Consider the following 19567-nt stretch of genomic DNA (forward strand, 5'->3'; position numbering starts at 1 on the left):
GTTAGCCTACCTTAAGCTTAAAACCATATTTCTGGAAAATCTGCCTGGCCCTTGGACTCGTCTGGATAAATTCAGAAAATTGGACTGCTGCCTGATTTTTCTGGCCCTGCCGGGTTAAAGCGATTGGATACACAATCGGACGATGTGTACTGGCTGGAAATACTCCTGAAATTTTAACTTTTTTACTCATCAAGGCATCAGTTCTATACACAATGCCGACCTGACATTCGCCACGTTCTACAAAAGCCAAGGTTGAACGAACGCTATCCGTACCGACTATTCTGCCCCGAAGCGGATTCAACCACCCTAGCCGGGTTAAGCTTTGTTTGGCATATTTTCCAGCAGGCACCGATTCCATTTGTCCGGTACATAAATAACCCTGAAAGGCTTTAGCAAAATTAAAGTCAGCTGACATTTTAAAATGATTTTTTTGCTGAATAGAACTAATCAATACGAGTTCATTCAAAAGCATAGGTCGAATCTGACCGATCTGAATTTTTTGTTTCTTGATCAGATCATTCATCCAGTCTAGGTCTGCAGAGAAAAATAGATCACTGCTCGCTCCCGCCGCAATTTGTTTCGCCAATACCGAAGACGCAGCAAAAACCGGAACGATCTGGATGTCCCGATGCTGTTGCTCATATAGTCTGGAAATATCAGTAATCGCATTGGTCAGGCTGGCTGCGGCATATATTTTAACTGTTTCGGCATACAGCATGGGGCTAGTCAACAGCACGCCAGTGAGTAGAACTTTGAATAAATCCATCTTTCTCATTCTATGTGATTCGAATATTGAGAATTGCGACAGGCATTTCAAATCAGTAAACCTTGTACCACATGCCCGGCTTGGATTTCTGTTGCTGCCGGAATACGTACCAGACAATTGGCCTGCATCAGATTACTCAACATATGCGACTGCTGTTTCGCCAGGCTTTTGAGCTTTAAAGTACCCTGATCAAATTCTGCAGCCATTCTTAAAAAACGTTCACGTGCATCCGCTTTCAAATCATGTGTCATTACCGCACTAAGCCATGCAGGTGACTGCTTTTGCCCTTGTAAGGCATTCAGTAAAGTTGCCGTATAGATTTGCATCCCGACATACACAGCAGCCGGATTTCCCGGCAAACCCAAGAGATAACAGTAACCTTGATCATCTCGACGATACTTGGCAAATAACATCGGTTTTCCGGGCTTCTGCTTCACTTTCCAGAAAATCTGCTCAAAACCCTGCTCCAGGGCAACAGGACGAATGAAATCATAATCACCCACCGAAACCCCGCCTGTGGTCAATATGAAGTCGTATTGGTTTTTAAGACGATGTATTAACGTTTGCAGCTCATACTCATTATCTGAAACATGCATAATATCTACGTTTTGACCCTGTGATTGAAACCAGGCCTGAATCAGTGGAGCATTGGCGTCAAAGATTTTTCCGGAATTCAGGTCTTCAATGCTGGAAGCGACTTCATCTCCAGTAATCACAACAGCAATTTTAGGATAACGATAGACTGAAACCTGCTTTACGCCTGCCATGCTCAAAGCTGCAATTGCACCTACATGCAGTTTTTGACCTGCATCTGCCAGACGCTGCCCTTGTGCGATTTCCTCGCCTGCATCACGTATATCCGTATGAGGCTTTAGGTCTGTTGTAATAATGATTTGATTGGCATGGCATTTGACAATTTCCTGACGGGCGACCGTTGTAGTTCCTGCTGGAATCCTGGCACCGGTAAAAATCCGGACCGCCTGACCTGGCCGCAGTTCAATTTCAGTACTTTGCCCTGCCCGAATCTCTCCAATGAGTTCAAAAGTGCTGTGAGCACTAACATTTTCTGGACTGCAAAGCGCATAGCCATCTACAGCACTTTGTGAAAACAGCGGCAATGGTATGGCCGAATCAATCGCCTCTGCCAGATAGCGATTCAGAGCCCGAGCAAGCGGCAGGCTTTCAGCTACCAAGATATGCGTCTGCTCAAGTAACATCTGCAGTGCCTGATCAACAGAAATCAGTCCCGGTTCAGCACCGCAGGCTGAATGTGATAGTGCCTGATTCATTGATAGCCCCCCGCATGTGGGATATTTTTTTGCACATCAAACAAGTGCACCAAAGCCGGAAGTACCGCGATCAGAGATTCTTTCGCACCCTGACGACTTCCCGGTAGGGTCATCACCAGACTGTTCTCAATATAGCCAGCCACGCCACGACTTAATGCTGCATAAGGGGTACGTTTTTGCCCAAAACTACGTGAAGCTTCCATTAAACCGGGAATTTCCCGTTGCAGCAAAGGTTGTAGGGTTTCGACGGTCAGGTCTTTAGGACCTAAGCCAGTACCGCCCACAGTTAGAATCAGCGGATACTGATTTTTCTGCTGTTCAATCAGGGTCAAGAGCTGTTCTGGGCTATCGGGAATAACCTGATAACTAATAGAATCAAAATTGGCTTCTTTTAAAATTTCCAGTACGTTTTGTCCGGCAGTGTCCGGCTTTTTGCCTGCTGCAACCGTATCGGACAGCACAATAACCGAAGCGGACAGACTCTCTTTAAGTACGCGGGTAAAATGTGATTTTCCGCCTTTTTTCTGCTGCAACCTGCATTGATCCAGCGACAAATCTTCCGGTTCACAATGCGGCTTCAGCATGTCATACAAGGTCAGACCCGCCAGACTGACCGCGGTCAAAGCTTCCATTTCCACACCAGTGGGTCCGATGGTTTCAACGGTAGCAATAATTTCGACATACGCATCAAACAGTTCATATTCCACATCGGCACGATAAATCGGCAATGGATGGCAGAGTGGAATCAGCTCATCGGTCCGTTTGGCGCCCAGAATGCCGGCAATGCGTGCTGTTTTCAGGGCATCCCCTTTTTCAGTATTGCCATTACGCAGCAACTCAATGCAATGTGGCGGTGCATGCAGGATTCCAGTGGCAATTGCTGTACGGTAACTTTCTGCTTTCATCCCTACATTTTTCATGATTTGTCCCAGGCTAATTTTAAAATCTGTTTTAAATTGATTCATCTTATGCATCCTCATTAGACGCATTTAATTAGATAGTAATTGGTAAGCGTGTGGTGCTACATGGTGATGGTGACAATGCGGATCTTCTGCATGATGAGAGTGGTCCGTTTCAGGTCCATGATCTTTTCGGATACAACAGCCTTCGACATATTGACTGCTACCATCCATATAAAATTCTTCTTTCCAGACCGGAACTTCATGCTTCACCCGTTCCACAGCTTCCTCACAGGCAGCAAAAGCCTCACGACGATGGGCCGCATAAGCCATAGCAATGATGGCTGTTTCCCCAACCTCCAACTCACCAGTCCGATGCACCACCCGCACATAAGACACCTGGTATTTGGTCTGGATCTGCTGTTCAATTTCACGAATCATTTTTTCAGCCACAGGCGCATAGGCAGTATATTTCAGGGCACGCACAGCTTTCCCCTGATGATGATTACGTACTGTTCCGACAAAGATGCCGATTCCACCACATTCCGGAAAATGCTGAATATCATCAAAATCCTCCAGACTAAAAGCAGTCTGCTGGATTCGGGCAAATTGTTTTAATGGTTTGAGTTGCATTTCAGCCTCCTGCTACCGGCGATAACAGCACCAGCGTACTGTCCCGATTTAAAACGTTCTGTCTGGAAATGATGTCTTCACCGATTGCACAGGCGCAACGTTCCAGCATGGGCTGTATATCAGGATAAATGGATAGCAACTGGTTCAGGACTGCAGAAACCTGAATTTCAGACTCGCATTGCAAACTCAAATCTGCGGGGATTTGTCGTTCAATCGCACCGAAGGCTTCTATTCTGATATGAATTAATTTTTGCTGAGTGAGTGACATATTTATCCTCCAATGCTGTGCATGCTGATTTTTCGGATCGGCTTTTGTATTGGTGATTGCTGGATCGCATGGAAGCCGGCCTCTTTATGCCAGATATAAGCGTGGAGCTTGTGCTGAAATGTCTGTGTGGCGAAATGATCCAGCGCCAGTTGTTCGATATCTGCCTTAAGGTTCAGGCCTTGTCTGGCAAATAAACAGTTATAAAATTCACCTTGGGCATTGAGGCGCAGACGGTCACAATCACTGCAAAATGAATGGGTAATGGTGGAAATAATCCCCAAAGGCTGCCCATTGACCAAATAGCCACGGGCTGGATTGGCGCCTTGTCCTTGAGATACCTGGACATCAAATTCAGTTTTCAGTTGATCCAGGATATCCTGCTCACTGATGACATCAGACGGATTCCATTTCTGATCGCCATCGAGGGGCATAAACTCAATAAAACGCAGTTCTATAGCCTGATGCTGTGCCCATTTCACCAAAGGAATAATCTGATTGTCATTGATGCCTTTGATGAGCACACTATTGATCTTGACGGTCAAACCTGCCTGCTGTGCGGCAGAAATACCTTGAAGTACAGGCTGTAACTGTTTTTGGGTCAGTTGCTGAAACTGCTTTGGATCAAGACTGTCTAGACTGATATTCAGATCGTCCAGTCCTGCCTGTTTAAGCGCTTGAGCATAATCTTTTAAATAATGGCCATTACTGGTCATGGAAATACGTTTCAGGCCAAAGGCTTTCAATGTCTGCAAGCGAGCAATAAAATGAACAATACCTTGACGCATCAACGGTTCGCCACCCGTCACCCGGATCTGCTCAATCCCGTGTCGCACCATAAACTCGCAAAAAGCATACAGGGCTTCAAAACTGAGCAAATCTTTTTTATTCATCCATTCCGGATGTTCAGGCATGCAATAGCTGCATTTGAAATTACAACGGTCAGTCACCGAGATCCGCAACTTACGTTTCTGGCGTCCAAACTGATCCTGAAAGATACTGCGAGGTGCTAAAGCTGTCATGCTGTTCATTGCTGCGGTCCATGATGAGATCTGCACGGTTATTTAACAGTCTTGATTTACTGCCCTATTTCTTCACAATGAATGAGCAATAAGTGTTCCAACTTTGCACAAATTTATGTTTAATGAATATTAATGGGTAATATTTTTTCTTTTTTAGTCCAAAATTTCGCTCGAAAAATAAAAAAAGCAATATTTTGGTGAACCAGAATATGATAATTCGACTTTTAGCATTTTAAACGCTAGAGAAAGTTAAGCTGTTGATGCTGCTGTAGCTCGTCAAATGAATTAATACTGTGAAAAAACAGGGCACGATTTTTAAAGCTTGCCCGCTGCATGTGCATGTCAGCAAAACAAAGTTTTAAACTGTGCTGATCATTTTCAAGATGTTGTATAAGCGTGGGTAAGCTGCTGCGTTTCATCAGACAGAATGGAAACAATGCCTTTTCATTGATTTCAACTACCGCCACTTCAGATAAAGGATGTCGTTGCAGGGCCTGATGTAAACGTGAAATGACTTTTTTGGGAATATAGGTCACATCACAAGGCACGAACAGCACATAATCAGATTCCACATGTGACCAGGCACTCTTCATGCCCATCAATGGTCCCTGAAAGCCGGGTTCATCGTCCTGATAAAAATCAATCGAAGGAATCATCCGTTTATAAATAGAGTGATCCCGATGGCTATTGACCCAGACTTTGCTTGCCCGGGACTTCAGTTGCTGATGGATTTTAATCAGCTGGATTTCATCATCAAATTTGTGCAGCAATTTATTGATGCCATTCATGCGCCGCGCTAAACCTCCGGCCAGAATCACCACGTCGGTTTCCGGATAAGACACCGTCTTCATCACTCTTCTTTTCATTCTATGCACTCCGTCTGGCAGGCCTTAATCAGGCCTCTAATTTCTGGCAAACACGAACCACAATTTCCTCCGGCTTTTAGACATGCAGTCACCTGTTTTTCATGCGTGATATTTTTATCTTTAATGGTTTGAATAATTCGGTTCTTACCGACCTTAAAACAGCTACAGACCAATGCCCCTTCACTATTTCCCATCGACATGGCCTGACCTGCCAGCAATGCTTTACGATGCAATGCACTCAGACGTTCACGTCTAAACAGGCCAGCCACCCAGTCACGATCTGGCAATAGTGCCGCCGGTGCGATATAAAAACTGGCAATTAACTGGCCATCCTGAAGCACCACACTATGACTGATATGCGCCGTTTGATCTTCGAGATTCAGCCATTCAAAGCTTTCATCATCAAAGGCTAACAGGCTCTTGATCTGCCCGGTGATGTCAGAAAACCTGCGCCGGTCTGCCAGTTCATACCGGATGGCCTGAGTGGTTTGAATTTTGCTCCACCACACCGTATTTTCAATTATGGTCTGGATCTGCTGCTCAAAGCCTTCCCGCACATACAGCACGCCCTGCCACTGGGTATAAAATGGCTGGATCATCACTGGAGTATGCTTAAATTCTGGTTCGCCAGAAATCGGGTCAACTACCGGATTCACCACTTTGCCAATCCGCGCATCGGACGCAAACTGGTCGTTCCAATGAATCGGTGCAAAAATCTGGCCACGTCGCATATTTTGTGAAAATTGCACACGGAGTACACAACTTCCCCAAGCGGATTTCACCTCGACCAGCTCGGCATCTTTCAAGCCATATTTCAGCGCATCGTGCGGATGCAACTCACAATAAGGCTCAGTACGATGCTGGGATAAACTGGCAGATAATCCGGTACGGCTCATGGTGTGCCATTGATCACGAATGCGTCCGGTATTTAGAATCAGAGGATATTCAGCAGAAATAGCATGTACCGGATCGGCTGCAATCGTCGGCACCAATCTGGCCTTGCCATCTGCATGACTAAACTGGCCTTGGCTAAATAGTTGACCAACCTGATGAACTTCTTGCTTATCCCAAACCGGCCACTGGATCGATGCCAGATTCTGATATTCCGCAAAACCGAGATGAGTTAAACCTTGCAGGTTGAAATAGCGAAAATTGGGTGTATCTGCGCGTTGCGAAAGTGAACCATTCTGATAGGCAGATAAACGGGCGTGTTCCAGAAAAATGTCATGGCTATTGCTAAAGTCAAAACCGCGAAAACCTAAGACCTGAGCCACCCGAGAAATGGCCCACCAGTCTGCTTTGGCTTCACCCGGAGCCGGCAAAAAAGCCTTTTGCCGGGAAATACGGCGCTCCGAATTGGTGACTGTGCCATCTTTTTCGCCCCAACCCAATGCCGGTAACAGTACATCGGCATATTGCGTGGTATCGGTGTCGAGACAAATGTCGGAAACGACCACAAATTCACACTTTTCCAGAGCGCGTTTAACCTGATCTGCATCGGGCAAACTCACGATCGGATTGGTGGCCATAATCCAGATGGCCTTGATTTTCCCGCTTTCCACCGCTTGAAATAAATCTACCGCTTTTAATCCGGGCTGCCGCGCGATGACCGGGCTTTGCCAGAAATCCTGCACCAGTTGCTGATGCTGTGGGTTATCCAAATCCAGATGACTGGCCAGCATATTGGCCAGCCCACTGACCTCCCGTCCGCCCATCGCATTCGGTTGTCCGGTCATGGAAAAAGGTGCCGAACCGGGTTTGCCTATTTTTCCTGTCAATAAATGACAGTTGATAATGCTATTGGCCTTGTCTACGCCTTGGGAGGATTGGTTTACGCCCATGGAAAACAGGCTCATAATTTTTTCGGTCTGGGCAAATTTTTGAAAAAATAAGATTAATTTTTCAATAGCAATACCGGTACGTCTTGCCACGCTTTCAATCGATGACTCTGTCGAGCTGCTGGCAAGCGCCTGCTCCAGACCTTGAGTATGTTGGGTAACAAAATCCAGATCGGCATGACCATTTTGCTGAAGATACTGCAACAAGCCATTAAACAGCGCGACATCCTGACCTGGTAAAATCGGCAAGTGTAAGTCTGCCGCTTCACAGGTTGCGGTAAAGCGGGGATCAATCACCACCACGAATAAATCCCGCTCTTCTTTGACTTTCATGATGCGCTGATAAAGCACCGGATGGCACCAGGCAGTATTGGAACCGACCAGAATCACCATTTCTGTCTGCTCAAAATCTGTGTAGCTGGCCGGTACCAGGTCTTCGCCGAAAGCCCGTTTATGTGCCGCCACAGCAGAAGACATGCACAGTCTTGAATTGGTATCAATATTGGCAGTACCCAGATAGCCTTTTACAAACTTGTTCACCACATAATAGTCTTCAGTCAAAAGCTGGCCGGAGACATAAAAGGCGATGCTGTCACGTCCATACTGATCAATACATTGCTGAAATTTATTGGCAATACTTGAAATGGCATGATCCCAAGTGCTTATTTGCCGCTGCTCTTTTCGACCTGTTATCGGATGTAGAAGCCGGGTTTTTAAGCCAAGTGTATCGGCAAGATGACTGCCTTTAATACACAACTTGCCCAAGTTCGCAGGATGCTGAACATCGCCTTCAATCTGAACCTTTTCACCCATCGAGGTTTGGCTTACGTGCGCGATGACACCACAGCCTACTCCACAATAAGGACAGGTCGTCTGAGTGGTTTTTATTTGGGATTCAGTAGAGCTATGTAGTTCCATAACCGGAATACTATTCATTGCTGCTGCGCTCCTTAATCATCCAAATTCACTTGTTTCACCAAATCTCTGATATCTAGCTTTTACAGGTTTGATTTAAATTTTTTCTATGTCTCAAAAGCTTTAATCCTCACCAACCCTCCTTTAATAAAGGAGAGAGGTTCCCCTCTTGTTTAAAGAGGGGTTGGGAGATTGATCCGATTACCCTGCCTTTTTTAATGCAAAATCCCGACCAAAAAGCAGTTTGCTGCGGATATTACTAATCGGTGTCTGATCTGCAATCAGTTCTGCATACCAAGCTCCATCTTCGGTATCGCCAAATAGCACTGCACCAATGACTTTGTCCTGCTGAATAATGATCCGTTTATAGATCTGACGTTTTTCATCATTCAGCACGATATCTTCAAAATCATCCTGCGGTTCGAAATTGCCTGCCGAGAAGACATCACATCCACTGACCTTAAGCTGGGTCGGAACAGTCGGTGCCTTAAAGGTCAGTCGGCCATGTTCAGCCAGATGCGTCGCGCAGATAAAGGCCTGTCCCCATAATGGCTCAACCAGTCCAAAGGTCTGGCCACGATGCTCAATGCATTCACCCACTGCATAAATACTCGGGTCATAGGTTTGCATGGTGTCATTCACCAGCACCCCACGATTGCAGCGCAGACCAGCCTGTTCAGCCAGGGTTTTATTTGGTCGAATCCCGACGGCGAAGACCACCAAATCGGCATCCAGCACTGTCCCGTCTTTTAGTCGCAGTTGAGTCACGTGACCATCAATACCGAGCAGCTCTTCGGTGTTGGCTTCAGTGATGATTCGGATGCCTTTATCTTCAATTGATTTTTTCAGCATTTGACTGGCTTTCATATCCAGTTGACGATCCATAATACGGTCCATCAGATGCAGCACAGTTACATTCATCCCCTGCTGCTTCAGTCCATAAGCTGCTTCTAGACCCAGCAACCCACCTCCAATCACGACGGCATTTTGCTTGGTTTTGCAGTAATCCAGCATGCGGTTAACATCCTGAATATCCCGGAAGCTAATCACGCCTTCAAGTTCAGCACCCGGAATTGGCGGTACGAAAGGTTTGGAACCGGTCGCGAGGATCAGACGATCATAAGCAACTATCTCACCTTTTTCGGTATGAACCTGCTTACGTGAACGGTCGATAGCGATAGCAGCATCTCCAGCAATAAATCGAATGCCTTTTTCGGCATACCAGTCAGCTGAATGCAGCATAATTTCGGCAAAGCTTTTCTCACCAGACAATACCGGTGACAACATGATCCGGTTGTAATTTCCCCATGGCTCTTCCCCAATCACGGTAATGTCATAACGATCTGGTGCCATATCCAGCAAGTCTTCCAGACAGCGCATACCCGCCAGCCCATTCCCGACCAATACCAATTTTAAGCGCTCTGTGTTTTGACCATTACTGGAAATATAAGTCTTTTGCGGAGTCGGACTCACCAGAACTTTGCCATTTTCAATTCGGGTTGGAAATACCAGTAATTTCTGGTTTTGTTCTTCCAGACAACGGCCGGTCACCAGACTGAAATGCTGCTTGTAAATTGGGGATGCGACTACACGCTCACCTTGCAGATCACCCAGAATGCCACGTGCCATGACATTGGCCAGACTAAACGGATCCTGATTGCTGAGTGCATAAACCCGCTGTTCCTGACCCACGCGAAAAATTGCAATCTGCTGATCTTCAATCAGGGCTGCCACACCGGTATTCGGAGTGATCTCATCCAGATTGCAGACTTCGTACCAGTTCAGTTCGTTCATGTCTTTTAAAATTGTCATTTTCATTCTCCCTGACTGTGGTATTTAGGCTTCAACCACTGGAATACGGTTTAAATCACGTTCAGCTTCTGTCTTTGGACGAATCTGGCCACGTACAGGCGCAAACTGAATATGCGGGTCATTCTGCTCGGCTACTTTGGCATTAATAAAAGTCTTAAAGCGTTTGCGCACTTCAGGATCTTCAATCGCAGTGCGCCATTCATCCTGATAAGTGCCAATCACATGCTGCATACGGCTTTCCAGTTCAGCGGCAATGCCGAGCGAATCATGCACAATGACATCTTTCAGATAGTCCAGCCCACCTTCCATATTGTCACGCCACACACTGGTGCGCTGCAGACGGTCTGCCGTCTGGATATAGAACATAAAAAAGCGGTCGATATATTTGATCAGTGTGGAAGTATCCAGATCCGAGGCGAGCAGTTCAGCATGGCGTGGTTTCATACCGCCATTACCGCATACATATAGATTCCAGCCTTTCTCCGTGGCAATGACACCGACATCCTTGCTCTGTGCTTCTGCACATTCACGGGTACAGCCGGATACTGCCATTTTGGTTTTATGGGGTGAACGCAGGCCTTTATAACGATTCTCCAGGAAAATCGCCAAGCCGACAGAATCATCGACTCCAAAACGGCACCAGGTACTACCCACGCAAGATTTCACCGTACGTAAGGATTTGCCGTAGGCATGTCCGGACTCGAAACCGGCATTGATCAGTTTCTCCCAGATTTCAGGCAGTTGATGTACCTGTGCACCAAACATGTCAATTCGTTGTCCGCCCGTGATTTTGGTATATAAACCATAATCTTTGGCGATCTGACCGATGGTAATCAGGCCATCCGGAGTAATCTCGCCGCCTGCCACACGTGGCACAATCGAATAGGAACCATCTTTCTGGATATTGCCGAGGTAGTAGTCGTTACTATCCTGCAAACCGGCATGACTTGGTTTCAGAACAAAATCATTCCAGCAGGATGCCAGAATATTGGCTACAGTCGGTTTGCAGATATCACAGCCCATGCCGTGCCCATGTTGCTGAATCAGGTCAGAGAATGTCTTGATTTCATGCACGCGTACCAGGTGATACAGTTCCTGACGTGAATAGGCAAAGTGTTCGCACAGGTGATTGTTCACCGTGACACCCTGACGCTGTAATTCAGATTTGAGAACCTGCGTTACCAGTGGTGCACAGCCACCGCACGCCGTTGCAGCCTGGGTGCATTTTTTCAGTGCACCCAATGAAGTTGCACCGCCATCAATAGCTGAACAGATATCAGCTTTGGAAACGTTATTACATGAACAGATGGTCGCACTGTCAGGCAATAAATCGACACCACTACCACCTGATTTGGAGGTTGACTGATCAAAGCCCGGCATGATCAGGCTTTCCGGTTGCTCCGGTACAGCCAGACCATTTAGCATCATTTGCAGGAGATCACTATATTCTTTGGCACAGCCCACCAGCACCGCGCCCAGCAGCCTGGTCTTATCTGCTGACACCACGATTTTTTTATAAACCTGCGCGGCTTCATCAGCATAAAAATAGCTCAAAGCACCTGGGGACATGGCATGTGCATCACCAATAGAAGCAACATCCACGCCCATCAGTTTGAGCTTGGTACTCATGTCCGCACCAGCGAATGCATGACTTTCTTGGCCTAGGACATGTTTTGCCGCGATCCGCGCCATGTCATAGCCTGGTGCAACCAGACCATAAATTTTATTGTCCCAAAGTGCACATTCACCAATGGCATAAATGTCCGGATGTGAGGTCTGGCAATAATCATTAATGATGATGCCGCCACGCTCACCAATCAGTAAACCACTTTGGCGCGCCAGTTCATCACGCGGACGAATGCCGGCCGAGAACAGGATGATATCGGTTTCAAGCACCGAACCATCTCCGAACTTCATTACATGCTGAGTGCTGTCACCATCTTCAATACTTGACGTGGCCTTTTGAGTATGTACCTTGACACCAAGGTCTTCAATTTTAGAGCGCAGTACCCGGCCGCCCAGATCATCAATCTGCACCGCCATCAGACGCGGAGCAAATTCTACGACATGGGTTTCCAGATTCAGATCTCGCAGGGCTTTCGCTGCTTCCAGCCCTAGCAAGCCGCCGCCAATCACTACGCCAGTTTTGGCATTCAGACTGGCTGCACGAATGGCATCCAGATCTTCAATGGTACGATAAACAAAGCAATTCTGACGGTCATTGCCCGGGATTGGTGGCACAAAGGCATAAGAACCGGTAGCGAGAATCAACTTGTCAAAACTCAGCACATCACCCTGGCTGGTGGTGACGGTTTTATGGAGCTGATCAATTTCAACCGCTTTAGTATTAAGTCGCAAATCAATGCCATAAGCATCGGCAAAATCACTACGACACAGACTCAGATCCTTGACCGACTTGCCGCTGAAATATTCGGTCAAATGTACCCGGTCATAAGCTAAATGTGGCTCTTCTGCCAAAATGGTCAGCTCAATGTCATCACCGGCCTGTTCCAGTACAGATTCGATGAATTTATGCCCCACCATGCCATGCCCAATCATGAGAATTTTCATATCTGCACTCCAACTATTGTTTTTTTAAAGATGATAAAAAGCCGCATATCACGTCTAGGCATTGATATGTCTGCTGATTGAATATGTTGTAAATACCGCAACCCAGCGCTTTGTAATGCTGGAGGAAGGGTTGAAACGCTTGTGCGTTTTGTATTGCTGAACAACTGACCATGTCATTTATCCTGTGCTGAACGAAATACCAATCACACTCCTTGAAAGTGCAATTACGATCAGAACGGACATCGTTGGCCGTTGTTAGTATTGAAAGTCATCTTTGACGATTTAATAAATGCAGAAATCGTGCCAACTTTTCCAATAAGAAAACGCCTTATTTCAGGCAGATGATCTAACTAAACGCTTCATTTTGATCAGCTATCAGCTGAAATCTCTAAAGCTGTGCACTAAATTGAACAGAAAAATAGAATTTTATGCACCAATTTAATGGCATGTTTTTTGCTTTACTCCTGCTTGAATATTCCTTAGGCCTTACTTGAAAATATTCCATGTCCAAATTACGAATTGCTCTTATTGATGATGATCTGGAGCGCGCCCAATTCATCCAGGAATCCTTACTTTCACATGATTTTCAGGTGGTGGCCTGTTTAATCCTGAATGACCTGAATATGGTACATGTTAAGGGTATTCATGCAGATGTGATCCTGCTGAATATGGATCATCCGCATCGGGATATTATTGAAAGCTGTGTCAGCCAATATGAACTTCCGACCGTGCTGTTTACCCAGAACTCCAATAAAGACACCATCAAAAGTGCGATTGATGCCGGAATCACGGCTTATATTGTCGATGGTATTGATCCCACCAAACTAGAAAGCATTCTGGAAATTTCAATTGAACAATTCCGCAAACATAAAAAGCTGCTGAACGATTTAAAAGAAACCCAGGACAAGCTGATTGACCGTAAAGATATCGATAAAGCCAAAGCCCTGCTCATCCAGCTGCATGCCTTAACGGAAGAGCAAGCTTTTGCTTTATTGCGTAAAAATGCCATGAGTCACCGGATTACCATTGGTGAAATGGCCAGACGCTTACTGGATGCACAGAAGCTGTTACTGGGCCAATAAGGAAAAGCATATGTCCACATTAGAAAAAACTGAACTCAATATTGGCTATATTCCTTTACTTGATTGTGTTGCCATTCTCTGGGCTGAAAAACAGGGTTATTTTGCCGAGCAAGGATTAACCATCAATTTAATCCGCGAAGCCTCATGGTCAAGTTTGCGTGACCGTCTGGCCTATGGCTTTCTGGATGCTGCACATTGTCTGTCCGCCATGTTGCCCGCTGCTGCCCTGGGCACAGACCAGTTACAGGTGGCTTTGCAAACCCCTCTAGTACTGAGCGTGAATCAGGCTTTTATTAGTCTGCGCCAAGATCTGTGCTATGAACTCGGTATCCAGCCTGAGGATGATGAACAAAGTACCTCAAAGAAACTGGTACAGGCTTTACAAAAGAATCATCCCATCAATCTGGCCTATGTGTATAAATATTCAATTCACCATTACTGTTTAAAAGAATGGTTGGCGCTGACTGATCCACAACTGGCCAAGAATATCCAGCTGATGACGTCTCCACCGCCTTCCATGGTAAAAGGAATCGCAGAACAGGTATTCGATGGCTTTTGCGTGGGAGAACCCTGGAATATTCAGGCCAAACTTGAAGGTTATAGTTTTATCGTCGCGGCGAGCCAGAATGTCATTCCAAAAGTTGCCGATAAAGTCTTGGCCATGACCCAGGAATGGGCAGAACAGCATCCATTTACCGTAGAGGCAGTGGTCAAGGCAGTACAAAAAGCGCAGGATGATTTAAAGCAGCGCCCTGATCTTTCCGAAGTCTGGGATATGTTAGTCGATTATCAGATTATTCAGTTTGAATGTTCCGCCCAGCGGCATGTCTATGACTTTTACAAGATCAAGAATATTATCCGGAATTTTGTTGGGAAAAGTGCCCAACCGAAAGTCGATGATTTTATCTGGCTTCTGCAGCAGATGCAGAAATGGGAAGATATTGAAATGACCGTAGCCGAGAAAAAACAGATTGCAGAACAGTGCATCTATAGTTTGCAAAGCCAGCATGCAGACATTATTGGCTAAATGATGTTACTGAAAAAAGAGGCCTGATTTTTCAGGTCTTTTTCATTGAGTCTATTTTCCAGAAAATGATTAAAAAATCTCTGCATTCTGATCTAACTTCTTGAATATGATTAAGAGTTGTCTGCTAATTTTTTCTAAAAAATAAATCCTTTTAAGAGTCATTTCATGATTTGGTATGAAATGGCATCCATTTTGCTTATTCAGTATTACGTTTTATAAAATTTGTAATATTGAGGGGCAACACTATGAGTTACGTTGCACGTGAACTCAGTCAAAGAAATAAATTACTGTTTGGCTTGGGGTCTTTTTTAATACCAATTTTAATTTGGTGTGCAGTCAGCTACTTGCCATTTATTTGGCATCCACAAGTCCAGATTACTGATTCCGGTAGTGTTGCCTATTTACAGGTCGAGAGTCGTATTGATAAAGACCAGTTTTTTTCTGCTGCGCAATCTGCAGTAGATCAAGGTCTGGCTCCGCCGCAGGGTATTCTGGTCAACCCGATTTATCTGCCTGCACCACATCAAGTGGCAATTGCACTGATCACAGCTTTTACCACGGAGCCGGCTCAGGCCAATGCGCCCTGGTTTCATGAAAGCCTGTGGCACAGTATCAAGCTGGTCTTTACCGCGTTCTTTATTTCTTCCTTAGTTGGTATTCCACTCGGTATTTTATGTGGATTCTCCAATAAAGTTTCCCAGCTGACCGAGCCCTTTGTTGAATTTTTCCGTTATCTGCCTGCTCCGGCCTTTGGTGCACTGGCTGTCGCCATTCTTGGCATTAATGATGCACCCAAAATTGCCATCATTGTGATTGGAACTTTATTCCAGCAAATCCTGATTATTGCCAATACCACACGTCTGGTCGATCGCAGCCTGATTGAAGCCGGTTTTACCCTAGGCACCAATAAACTCAAAAGCCTGTTTTATGTGGTGATTCCAGCAGCTATGCCAGAGATTTACCGTAATCTGCGCGTACTGTTGGGTTGGGCATGGACCTATTTAATCGTAGCAGAACTGATTGGCAGTACATCCGGGATCACCTGGTTTATTACCCAGCAAGCCCGCTATCAGAACTTTGATAATGTCTTTGCCGCGATCCTGATTATTGGAGTGATTGGCCTGCTTTGTGATGTGATTTTAATGAAACTGGGACAACGCTTATTTAAATGGAAACCGGGAGCTAACTGATGCAAAACACTGAATTTAATACCCGCGAATACTTTGACAAAATTTATGCCCGCCCGGTGATTCTGGAAGCGAAGCAACTGACACAGAAATTCAGTCATGGCAAAACCGAACGTACGGTTTTAAATGCACTCAATTTGAAAATTCATAAGCGGGAGTTCATCTGTGTGATTGGGCCTTCCGGTTGCGGCAAGTCAACCTTTAGCCGTGTAGTCGCCGGTCTGGATCCTTATAGCAGTGGTGAGATTCTGGTGGATGGCCAGCCGATTACCGGCCCAAGTCCGGAGCGTGGCATGGTGTTTCAGGGCTATACCCTGTTTCCATGGAAAACCGTCAAGGAAAATGTCATGTTTGGTCCGCGCATGAAAGGCCAAAGTAGTGCAGCGGCTGAAGCACAGGCACGTGAATGGATCAATATTATTGGTCTGGAAAAGTATGAAAACCAGTATCCGCATGAGCTGTCTGGCGGGATGAAACAGCGTGTCGCGATTGCCCGGGCTTTGGTCAATGAACCGAAAATCCTGTTGATGGATGAACCTTTTGGGGCACTTGATCCGCATACCCGGCAAAAAATGCAGCGTCATCTGATGGATCTTTGGCAAAATATCGACATCACCATCATTTTTGTGACTCACGATATGGATGAAGCCATTTTACTGGCCGACCGTATTGTGGCGCTGAAAGCCAATCCGGGTGAAATCAAGGAAATTATCGAAGTTGATCTACCTCGTCCACGCCATCCAGACGTCATGCTTAGTCCTGAATTTAAACAGTTAAGACAACGTGTCGATTATCTGGTGCATGCTGAGGAAGATGAACTGGATCCGGCACTGGCAGAACTGCCGGTCATTCCGCGTATGACCAAGGTCAGCATCAATAAATAATCTCATTCAAAATGCCTTTGGGACGACCCGAAGGTTTTAATCGCTGTGTTGGACGACCAACATTAGAGGTGATTGTCATGCAAGCGCAATATGTACTCCCACTGGTTGATATTTCAAAATTGCAAAGTCCGGATTTAGCCGATCGTATTGAAGTTGCTCATGCTCTGGATCATGCCTGTAAAGAAGTTGGATTTCTCTATCTGCAAGGCGACCAGTTTAATTTTGACTACGCCAAAGACCTGATTGAAATGGCCCAGTCCTATTTTTCTCAGGATCTGGACACCAAAATGCAGCACTATATTGGCAAATCAAAAAATCATAGCGGCTATGTGCTAATTGGCGAAGAGCAGTTTGCCGGCAACAGTTATGATTTAAAAGAAGCCTATGATGTCAATTATGATTATCAGGGGGTAAGAAAAGACTGTCCTTTACTTGGGCCCACCTTATGGCCAGACCATCGGGATTTCAAGTCTATTGTCAGCCAATACTATAGCCATCTGCGTGAGATCAGCCAGCAGATTTTTTCTGCCTTTGCACTGGCGTTGGGCGTTCGTGAGGATTTTTTTGAAAGCAAAATTACTGATGCACCAAGTCAGCTACGTTTGATTCATTATCCCTATAATCCGGAAGTGCAAGATGCCGAAGGTATTGGCGCACATACCGATTATGAATGCTTTACCCTGCTGTTACCCACCGCACCCGGCTTACAGGTTTTGAATAAAGCCGGCGAATGGATCGACATTCCACTGATTGAAAACACACTGGTGATGAATATCGGGGACATGATGGAAATTCTGTCGAATGGTAAATATCTCGCCACCAAGCACCGCGTGAAAAAGGTCTCGGAAGAACGTTATTCATTCCCGCTGTTTTGCGCCTGCAATTATGACACCGTGATTGAACCGGTTATTCACACTGAAAATTCCAAATATTCTGCCCTGATCGGGGGTGAGCACCTGTTTAATCAGACCGCCCAGACCTTTCAATATTTAAAACAGCGCGTTGCTAGCGGTGAACTGATCTTAAAAAATGCTGTACCACTTTCCTCTTTTGGACTTGAAGAACAGACGGAGACAGCATTATGAATCTGTTTGAAGTGATCAAGACTTTAAAGCCCACCATCCCTCAGCCAGAGATTATTCCGGGCTTTTTATATGGTGCTTTCCGGCGTAAAAGCATCAGTTTTTATAATGGCCTGACCGATGAAAACACCATTGTGTACTGGTTTCAGTCGCGCAGTTTTACCATTGATCTGCGTCTAAAAAGCCAGACCGGAACAGCTGTTCAGGAACGCCAAGGCTGGATTGGCAATACGCTTTGGGATAACGCCAGCCAACTCTTGTCTTGGGAGGTAAAAGACTACGCCAATTATCAGAATCATGTGCAGTGGCCGGAACCAGCCAAGTTACATGCGATTGGCAACTGCATTCTGGAATTTTCTCCAAGTAATGTCTATGTCGAAGACTGGCGCCAGCAGGTACAACGGGGTTTATTTTTAGGCCTGCGTCTGCAATCTGGGATTGATGTTCAATCTGGTCAGACACTGGAAATGGATGGTGGCCTGATTATTTGTGCTGATCATATTGCTTATGCCCTGACACGTTTGCCTGAAGTGCAAAGTGCAGTCGCTCAAATGGATTTGAAGGCTGTCGATCCGAGCATGTTTGCCTTGGTGGAAAGTTTTGAGGTTTCTATCGGGACTGAGGGTCAAGCTAAAACTTACAGCACCTGCAGCAGTGAGACAGGTAAAGCTTTTAACCTGGAAAATTTTGAAGTTCTCAATGAAAGCAGTCTGGTTCAGCATGTGGTTCTCGATGACCGTAAAATCGACCTGATTTTTGAGCTGGACATGTACCAGCCGGATTACCAATTTCAATATGCCACCCCCACGACTATACAAGCTGAAAGCTGGCTGAAGTCAGAACAGGATCACCTGATGCAGCATGCAGAACGGGTGTTATAGGGAGAAATATGTCTTTTTTATATCTTTCGATTGCCATTATTGCAGAAGTCATTGCAACTTCTGCATTGAAAGCCTCCAATGGTTTTAGCGTGCTCTGGCCTTCACTTGCCACCATTGCCGGTTATGCCGTTGCCCTGTTTTTCCTGTCACTGACCATGAAAACTATTCCGATGGGCATTGCCTATGCAATCTGGTCTGGTGCCGGCATTATCCTGATTTCAACGGTTGGCCTCTTGGTGTTTAAACAGCAACTGGATCTTCCCGCGCTGATCGGTCTGGCGTTTATGATCATTGGCATTATTTTTATCAATGTCTTTTCCAAAAGTACGCAGCTTTAATTTTTTGATATTAGCGTTCTTTCATCAGTCATTTTTAATTATTAAGAAGTAAATTGCCTCTCCTTGTAGGAGACTTGCGGAGCATGCTCCTCAGGGAGGGGTTCTTTCTAATAAATACCCTCATCCTCATGCGAAGCTATGCCTCTCATCCCAGAAGGAGAAGGAGCTTTTCAATATCCCTTCAATCATTTTTTGATTTATAAAAAATAT

17 protein-coding genes are annotated in these 19567 nt (G+C 45.6%); 7 read left to right on the forward strand and 10 right to left on the reverse strand.

Annotated features, from left to right (window positions below):
• Position 1: 1 nt before the first annotated feature.
• The 10 genes from modA to nirB all read right to left on the reverse strand — a co-directional run bounded on the left by modA (position 2) and on the right by nirB (position 12876).
• The gene (gene modA, locus FTT86_RS05130) at positions 2-766 is read right to left on the reverse strand and encodes a molybdate ABC transporter substrate-binding protein (RefSeq protein ID WP_180180735.1); all 765 of its coding nucleotides are present in this window, start codon (positions 764-766) and stop codon (positions 2-4) included.
• A gap of 47 nt (positions 767-813) precedes the next feature.
• The gene (locus FTT86_RS05135) at positions 814-2055 is read right to left on the reverse strand and encodes a molybdopterin molybdotransferase MoeA (RefSeq protein ID WP_180180736.1); all 1242 of its coding nucleotides are present in this window, start codon (positions 2053-2055) and stop codon (positions 814-816) included.
• Positions 2052-2975 carry a bifunctional molybdenum cofactor biosynthesis protein MoaC/MoaB gene (gene moaCB / locus FTT86_RS05140; protein ID WP_180087049.1) on the reverse strand — a complete coding sequence of 308 codons (924 nt, stop codon included), beginning with the start codon at positions 2973-2975 and terminating at the stop codon, positions 2052-2054. Before moaCB ends, FTT86_RS05135 begins: the two co-directional genes overlap by 4 nt.
• Positions 2976-3044: 69 nt before the next feature.
• Positions 3045-3587 carry a molybdenum cofactor biosynthesis protein MoaE gene (locus FTT86_RS05145; RefSeq protein ID WP_180086996.1) on the reverse strand — a complete coding sequence of 181 codons (543 nt, stop codon included), beginning with the start codon at positions 3585-3587 and terminating at the stop codon, positions 3045-3047.
• A gap of 1 nt (position 3588) precedes the next feature.
• A complete protein-coding gene (locus FTT86_RS05150) occupies positions 3589-3855 on the reverse strand; it encodes a MoaD/ThiS family protein (RefSeq protein WP_180086995.1) in 267 nt (88 codons plus the stop codon).
• 2 nt (positions 3856-3857) lie between these two features.
• Positions 3858-4883 carry a GTP 3',8-cyclase MoaA gene (gene moaA / locus FTT86_RS05155; RefSeq protein WP_153566669.1) on the reverse strand — a complete coding sequence of 342 codons (1026 nt, stop codon included), beginning with the start codon at positions 4881-4883 and terminating at the stop codon, positions 3858-3860.
• 230 nt (positions 4884-5113) lie between these two features.
• Positions 5114-5740: a molybdenum cofactor guanylyltransferase gene (locus FTT86_RS05160; protein ID WP_121979917.1), complete on the reverse strand. Its 627-nt coding sequence runs from the start codon at positions 5738-5740 to the stop codon at positions 5114-5116.
• Entirely contained in the window at positions 5737-8514 is a 2778-nt protein-coding gene (locus FTT86_RS05165) for a nitrate reductase (protein WP_180180737.1), read from the reverse strand. Before FTT86_RS05165 ends, FTT86_RS05160 begins: the two co-directional genes overlap by 4 nt.
• Positions 8515-8694: 180 nt before the next feature.
• Complete coding sequence (nirD, locus tag FTT86_RS05170) at positions 8695-10305, reverse strand: nitrite reductase small subunit NirD (RefSeq protein WP_180180738.1); 1611 nt, start codon at positions 10303-10305, stop codon at positions 8695-8697.
• A gap of 24 nt (positions 10306-10329) precedes the next feature.
• On the reverse strand, positions 10330-12876 hold the full coding sequence (gene nirB, locus FTT86_RS05175; RefSeq protein ID WP_218954938.1) for a nitrite reductase large subunit NirB: 2547 nt from the start codon (positions 12874-12876) through the stop codon (positions 10330-10332).
• Positions 12877-13379: 503 nt separating this feature from the next.
• On the opposite strand from nirB, the gene FTT86_RS05180 reads away from it, so the two are divergent.
• The 7 genes from FTT86_RS05180 (at position 13380) to FTT86_RS05210 (ending at position 19357) form a co-directional block, all read left to right on the forward strand.
• Positions 13380-13958 (forward strand): ANTAR domain-containing response regulator, encoded by a 579-nt coding sequence (locus tag FTT86_RS05180; protein WP_004280362.1) that lies wholly within the window; start codon positions 13380-13382, stop codon positions 13956-13958.
• Between the two features lie 10 nt (positions 13959-13968).
• Positions 13969-14985, forward strand: coding sequence for a CmpA/NrtA family ABC transporter substrate-binding protein (locus FTT86_RS05185; RefSeq protein ID WP_180180739.1), 1017 nt, complete (start codon positions 13969-13971; stop codon positions 14983-14985).
• Between the two features lie 245 nt (positions 14986-15230).
• A complete protein-coding gene (locus FTT86_RS05190; protein WP_180180740.1) occupies positions 15231-16175 on the forward strand; it encodes an ABC transporter permease in 945 nt (314 codons plus the stop codon).
• Positions 16175-17056, forward strand: a complete 882-nt coding sequence (locus FTT86_RS05195) for an ABC transporter ATP-binding protein (RefSeq protein WP_180180741.1) — start codon at positions 16175-16177, stop codon at positions 17054-17056. Before FTT86_RS05190 ends, FTT86_RS05195 begins: the two co-directional genes overlap by 1 nt.
• A 77-nt stretch (positions 17057-17133) precedes the next feature.
• On the forward strand, positions 17134-18141 hold the full coding sequence (locus FTT86_RS05200) for an isopenicillin N synthase family oxygenase (protein WP_180180742.1): 1008 nt from the start codon (positions 17134-17136) through the stop codon (positions 18139-18141).
• Entirely contained in the window at positions 18138-19019 is an 882-nt protein-coding gene (locus tag FTT86_RS05205; protein WP_180180743.1) for a hypothetical protein, read from the forward strand. Before FTT86_RS05200 ends, FTT86_RS05205 begins: the two co-directional genes overlap by 4 nt.
• Before the next feature lie 8 nt (positions 19020-19027).
• The gene (locus tag FTT86_RS05210) at positions 19028-19357 is read left to right on the forward strand and encodes a multidrug efflux SMR transporter (protein ID WP_004280373.1); all 330 of its coding nucleotides are present in this window, start codon (positions 19028-19030) and stop codon (positions 19355-19357) included.
• Positions 19358-19567: the final 210 nt, after the last annotated feature.

This window comes from Acinetobacter sp. YH01021 (assembly GCF_013420255.1).
Taxonomy (GTDB): Bacteria; Pseudomonadota; Gammaproteobacteria; order Pseudomonadales; family Moraxellaceae; genus Acinetobacter.

What these genes read in the sequence shown, in the direction of transcription:
- modA (WP_180180735.1), bottom strand. Translation starts at nt 766, where the DNA reads ATGGATTTATTCAAAGTTCTACTCACTGGCGTGCTGTTGACTAGCCCC.
- FTT86_RS05135 (WP_180180736.1), bottom strand. Translation starts at nt 2,055, where the DNA reads ATGAATCAGGCACTATCACATTCAGCCTGCGGTGCTGAACCGGGACTG.
- moaCB (WP_180087049.1), bottom strand. Translation starts at nt 2,975, where the DNA reads ATGAAAAATGTAGGGATGAAAGCAGAAAGTTACCGTACAGCAATTGCC.
- FTT86_RS05145 (WP_180086996.1), bottom strand. Translation starts at nt 3,587, where the DNA reads ATGCAACTCAAACCATTAAAACAATTTGCCCGAATCCAGCAGACTGCT.
- FTT86_RS05150 (WP_180086995.1), bottom strand. Translation starts at nt 3,855, where the DNA reads ATGTCACTCACTCAGCAAAAATTAATTCATATCAGAATAGAAGCCTTC.
- moaA (WP_153566669.1), bottom strand. Translation starts at nt 4,883, where the DNA reads ATGAACAGCATGACAGCTTTAGCACCTCGCAGTATCTTTCAGGATCAG.
- FTT86_RS05160 (WP_121979917.1), bottom strand. Translation starts at nt 5,740, where the DNA reads ATGAAAAGAAGAGTGATGAAGACGGTGTCTTATCCGGAAACCGACGTG.
- FTT86_RS05165 (WP_180180737.1), bottom strand. Translation starts at nt 8,514, where the DNA reads ATGAATAGTATTCCGGTTATGGAACTACATAGCTCTACTGAATCCCAA.
- nirD (WP_180180738.1), bottom strand. Translation starts at nt 10,305, where the DNA reads ATGACAATTTTAAAAGACATGAACGAACTGAACTGGTACGAAGTCTGC.
- nirB (WP_218954938.1), bottom strand. Translation starts at nt 12,876, where the DNA reads ATGAAAATTCTCATGATTGGGCATGGCATGGTGGGGCATAAATTCATC.
- FTT86_RS05180 (WP_004280362.1), top strand. Translation starts at nt 13,380, where the DNA reads ATGTCCAAATTACGAATTGCTCTTATTGATGATGATCTGGAGCGCGCC.
- FTT86_RS05185 (WP_180180739.1), top strand. Translation starts at nt 13,969, where the DNA reads ATGTCCACATTAGAAAAAACTGAACTCAATATTGGCTATATTCCTTTA.
- FTT86_RS05190 (WP_180180740.1), top strand. Translation starts at nt 15,231, where the DNA reads ATGAGTTACGTTGCACGTGAACTCAGTCAAAGAAATAAATTACTGTTT.
- FTT86_RS05195 (WP_180180741.1), top strand. Translation starts at nt 16,175, where the DNA reads ATGCAAAACACTGAATTTAATACCCGCGAATACTTTGACAAAATTTAT.
- FTT86_RS05200 (WP_180180742.1), top strand. Translation starts at nt 17,134, where the DNA reads ATGCAAGCGCAATATGTACTCCCACTGGTTGATATTTCAAAATTGCAA.
- FTT86_RS05205 (WP_180180743.1), top strand. Translation starts at nt 18,138, where the DNA reads ATGAATCTGTTTGAAGTGATCAAGACTTTAAAGCCCACCATCCCTCAG.
- FTT86_RS05210 (WP_004280373.1), top strand. Translation starts at nt 19,028, where the DNA reads ATGTCTTTTTTATATCTTTCGATTGCCATTATTGCAGAAGTCATTGCA.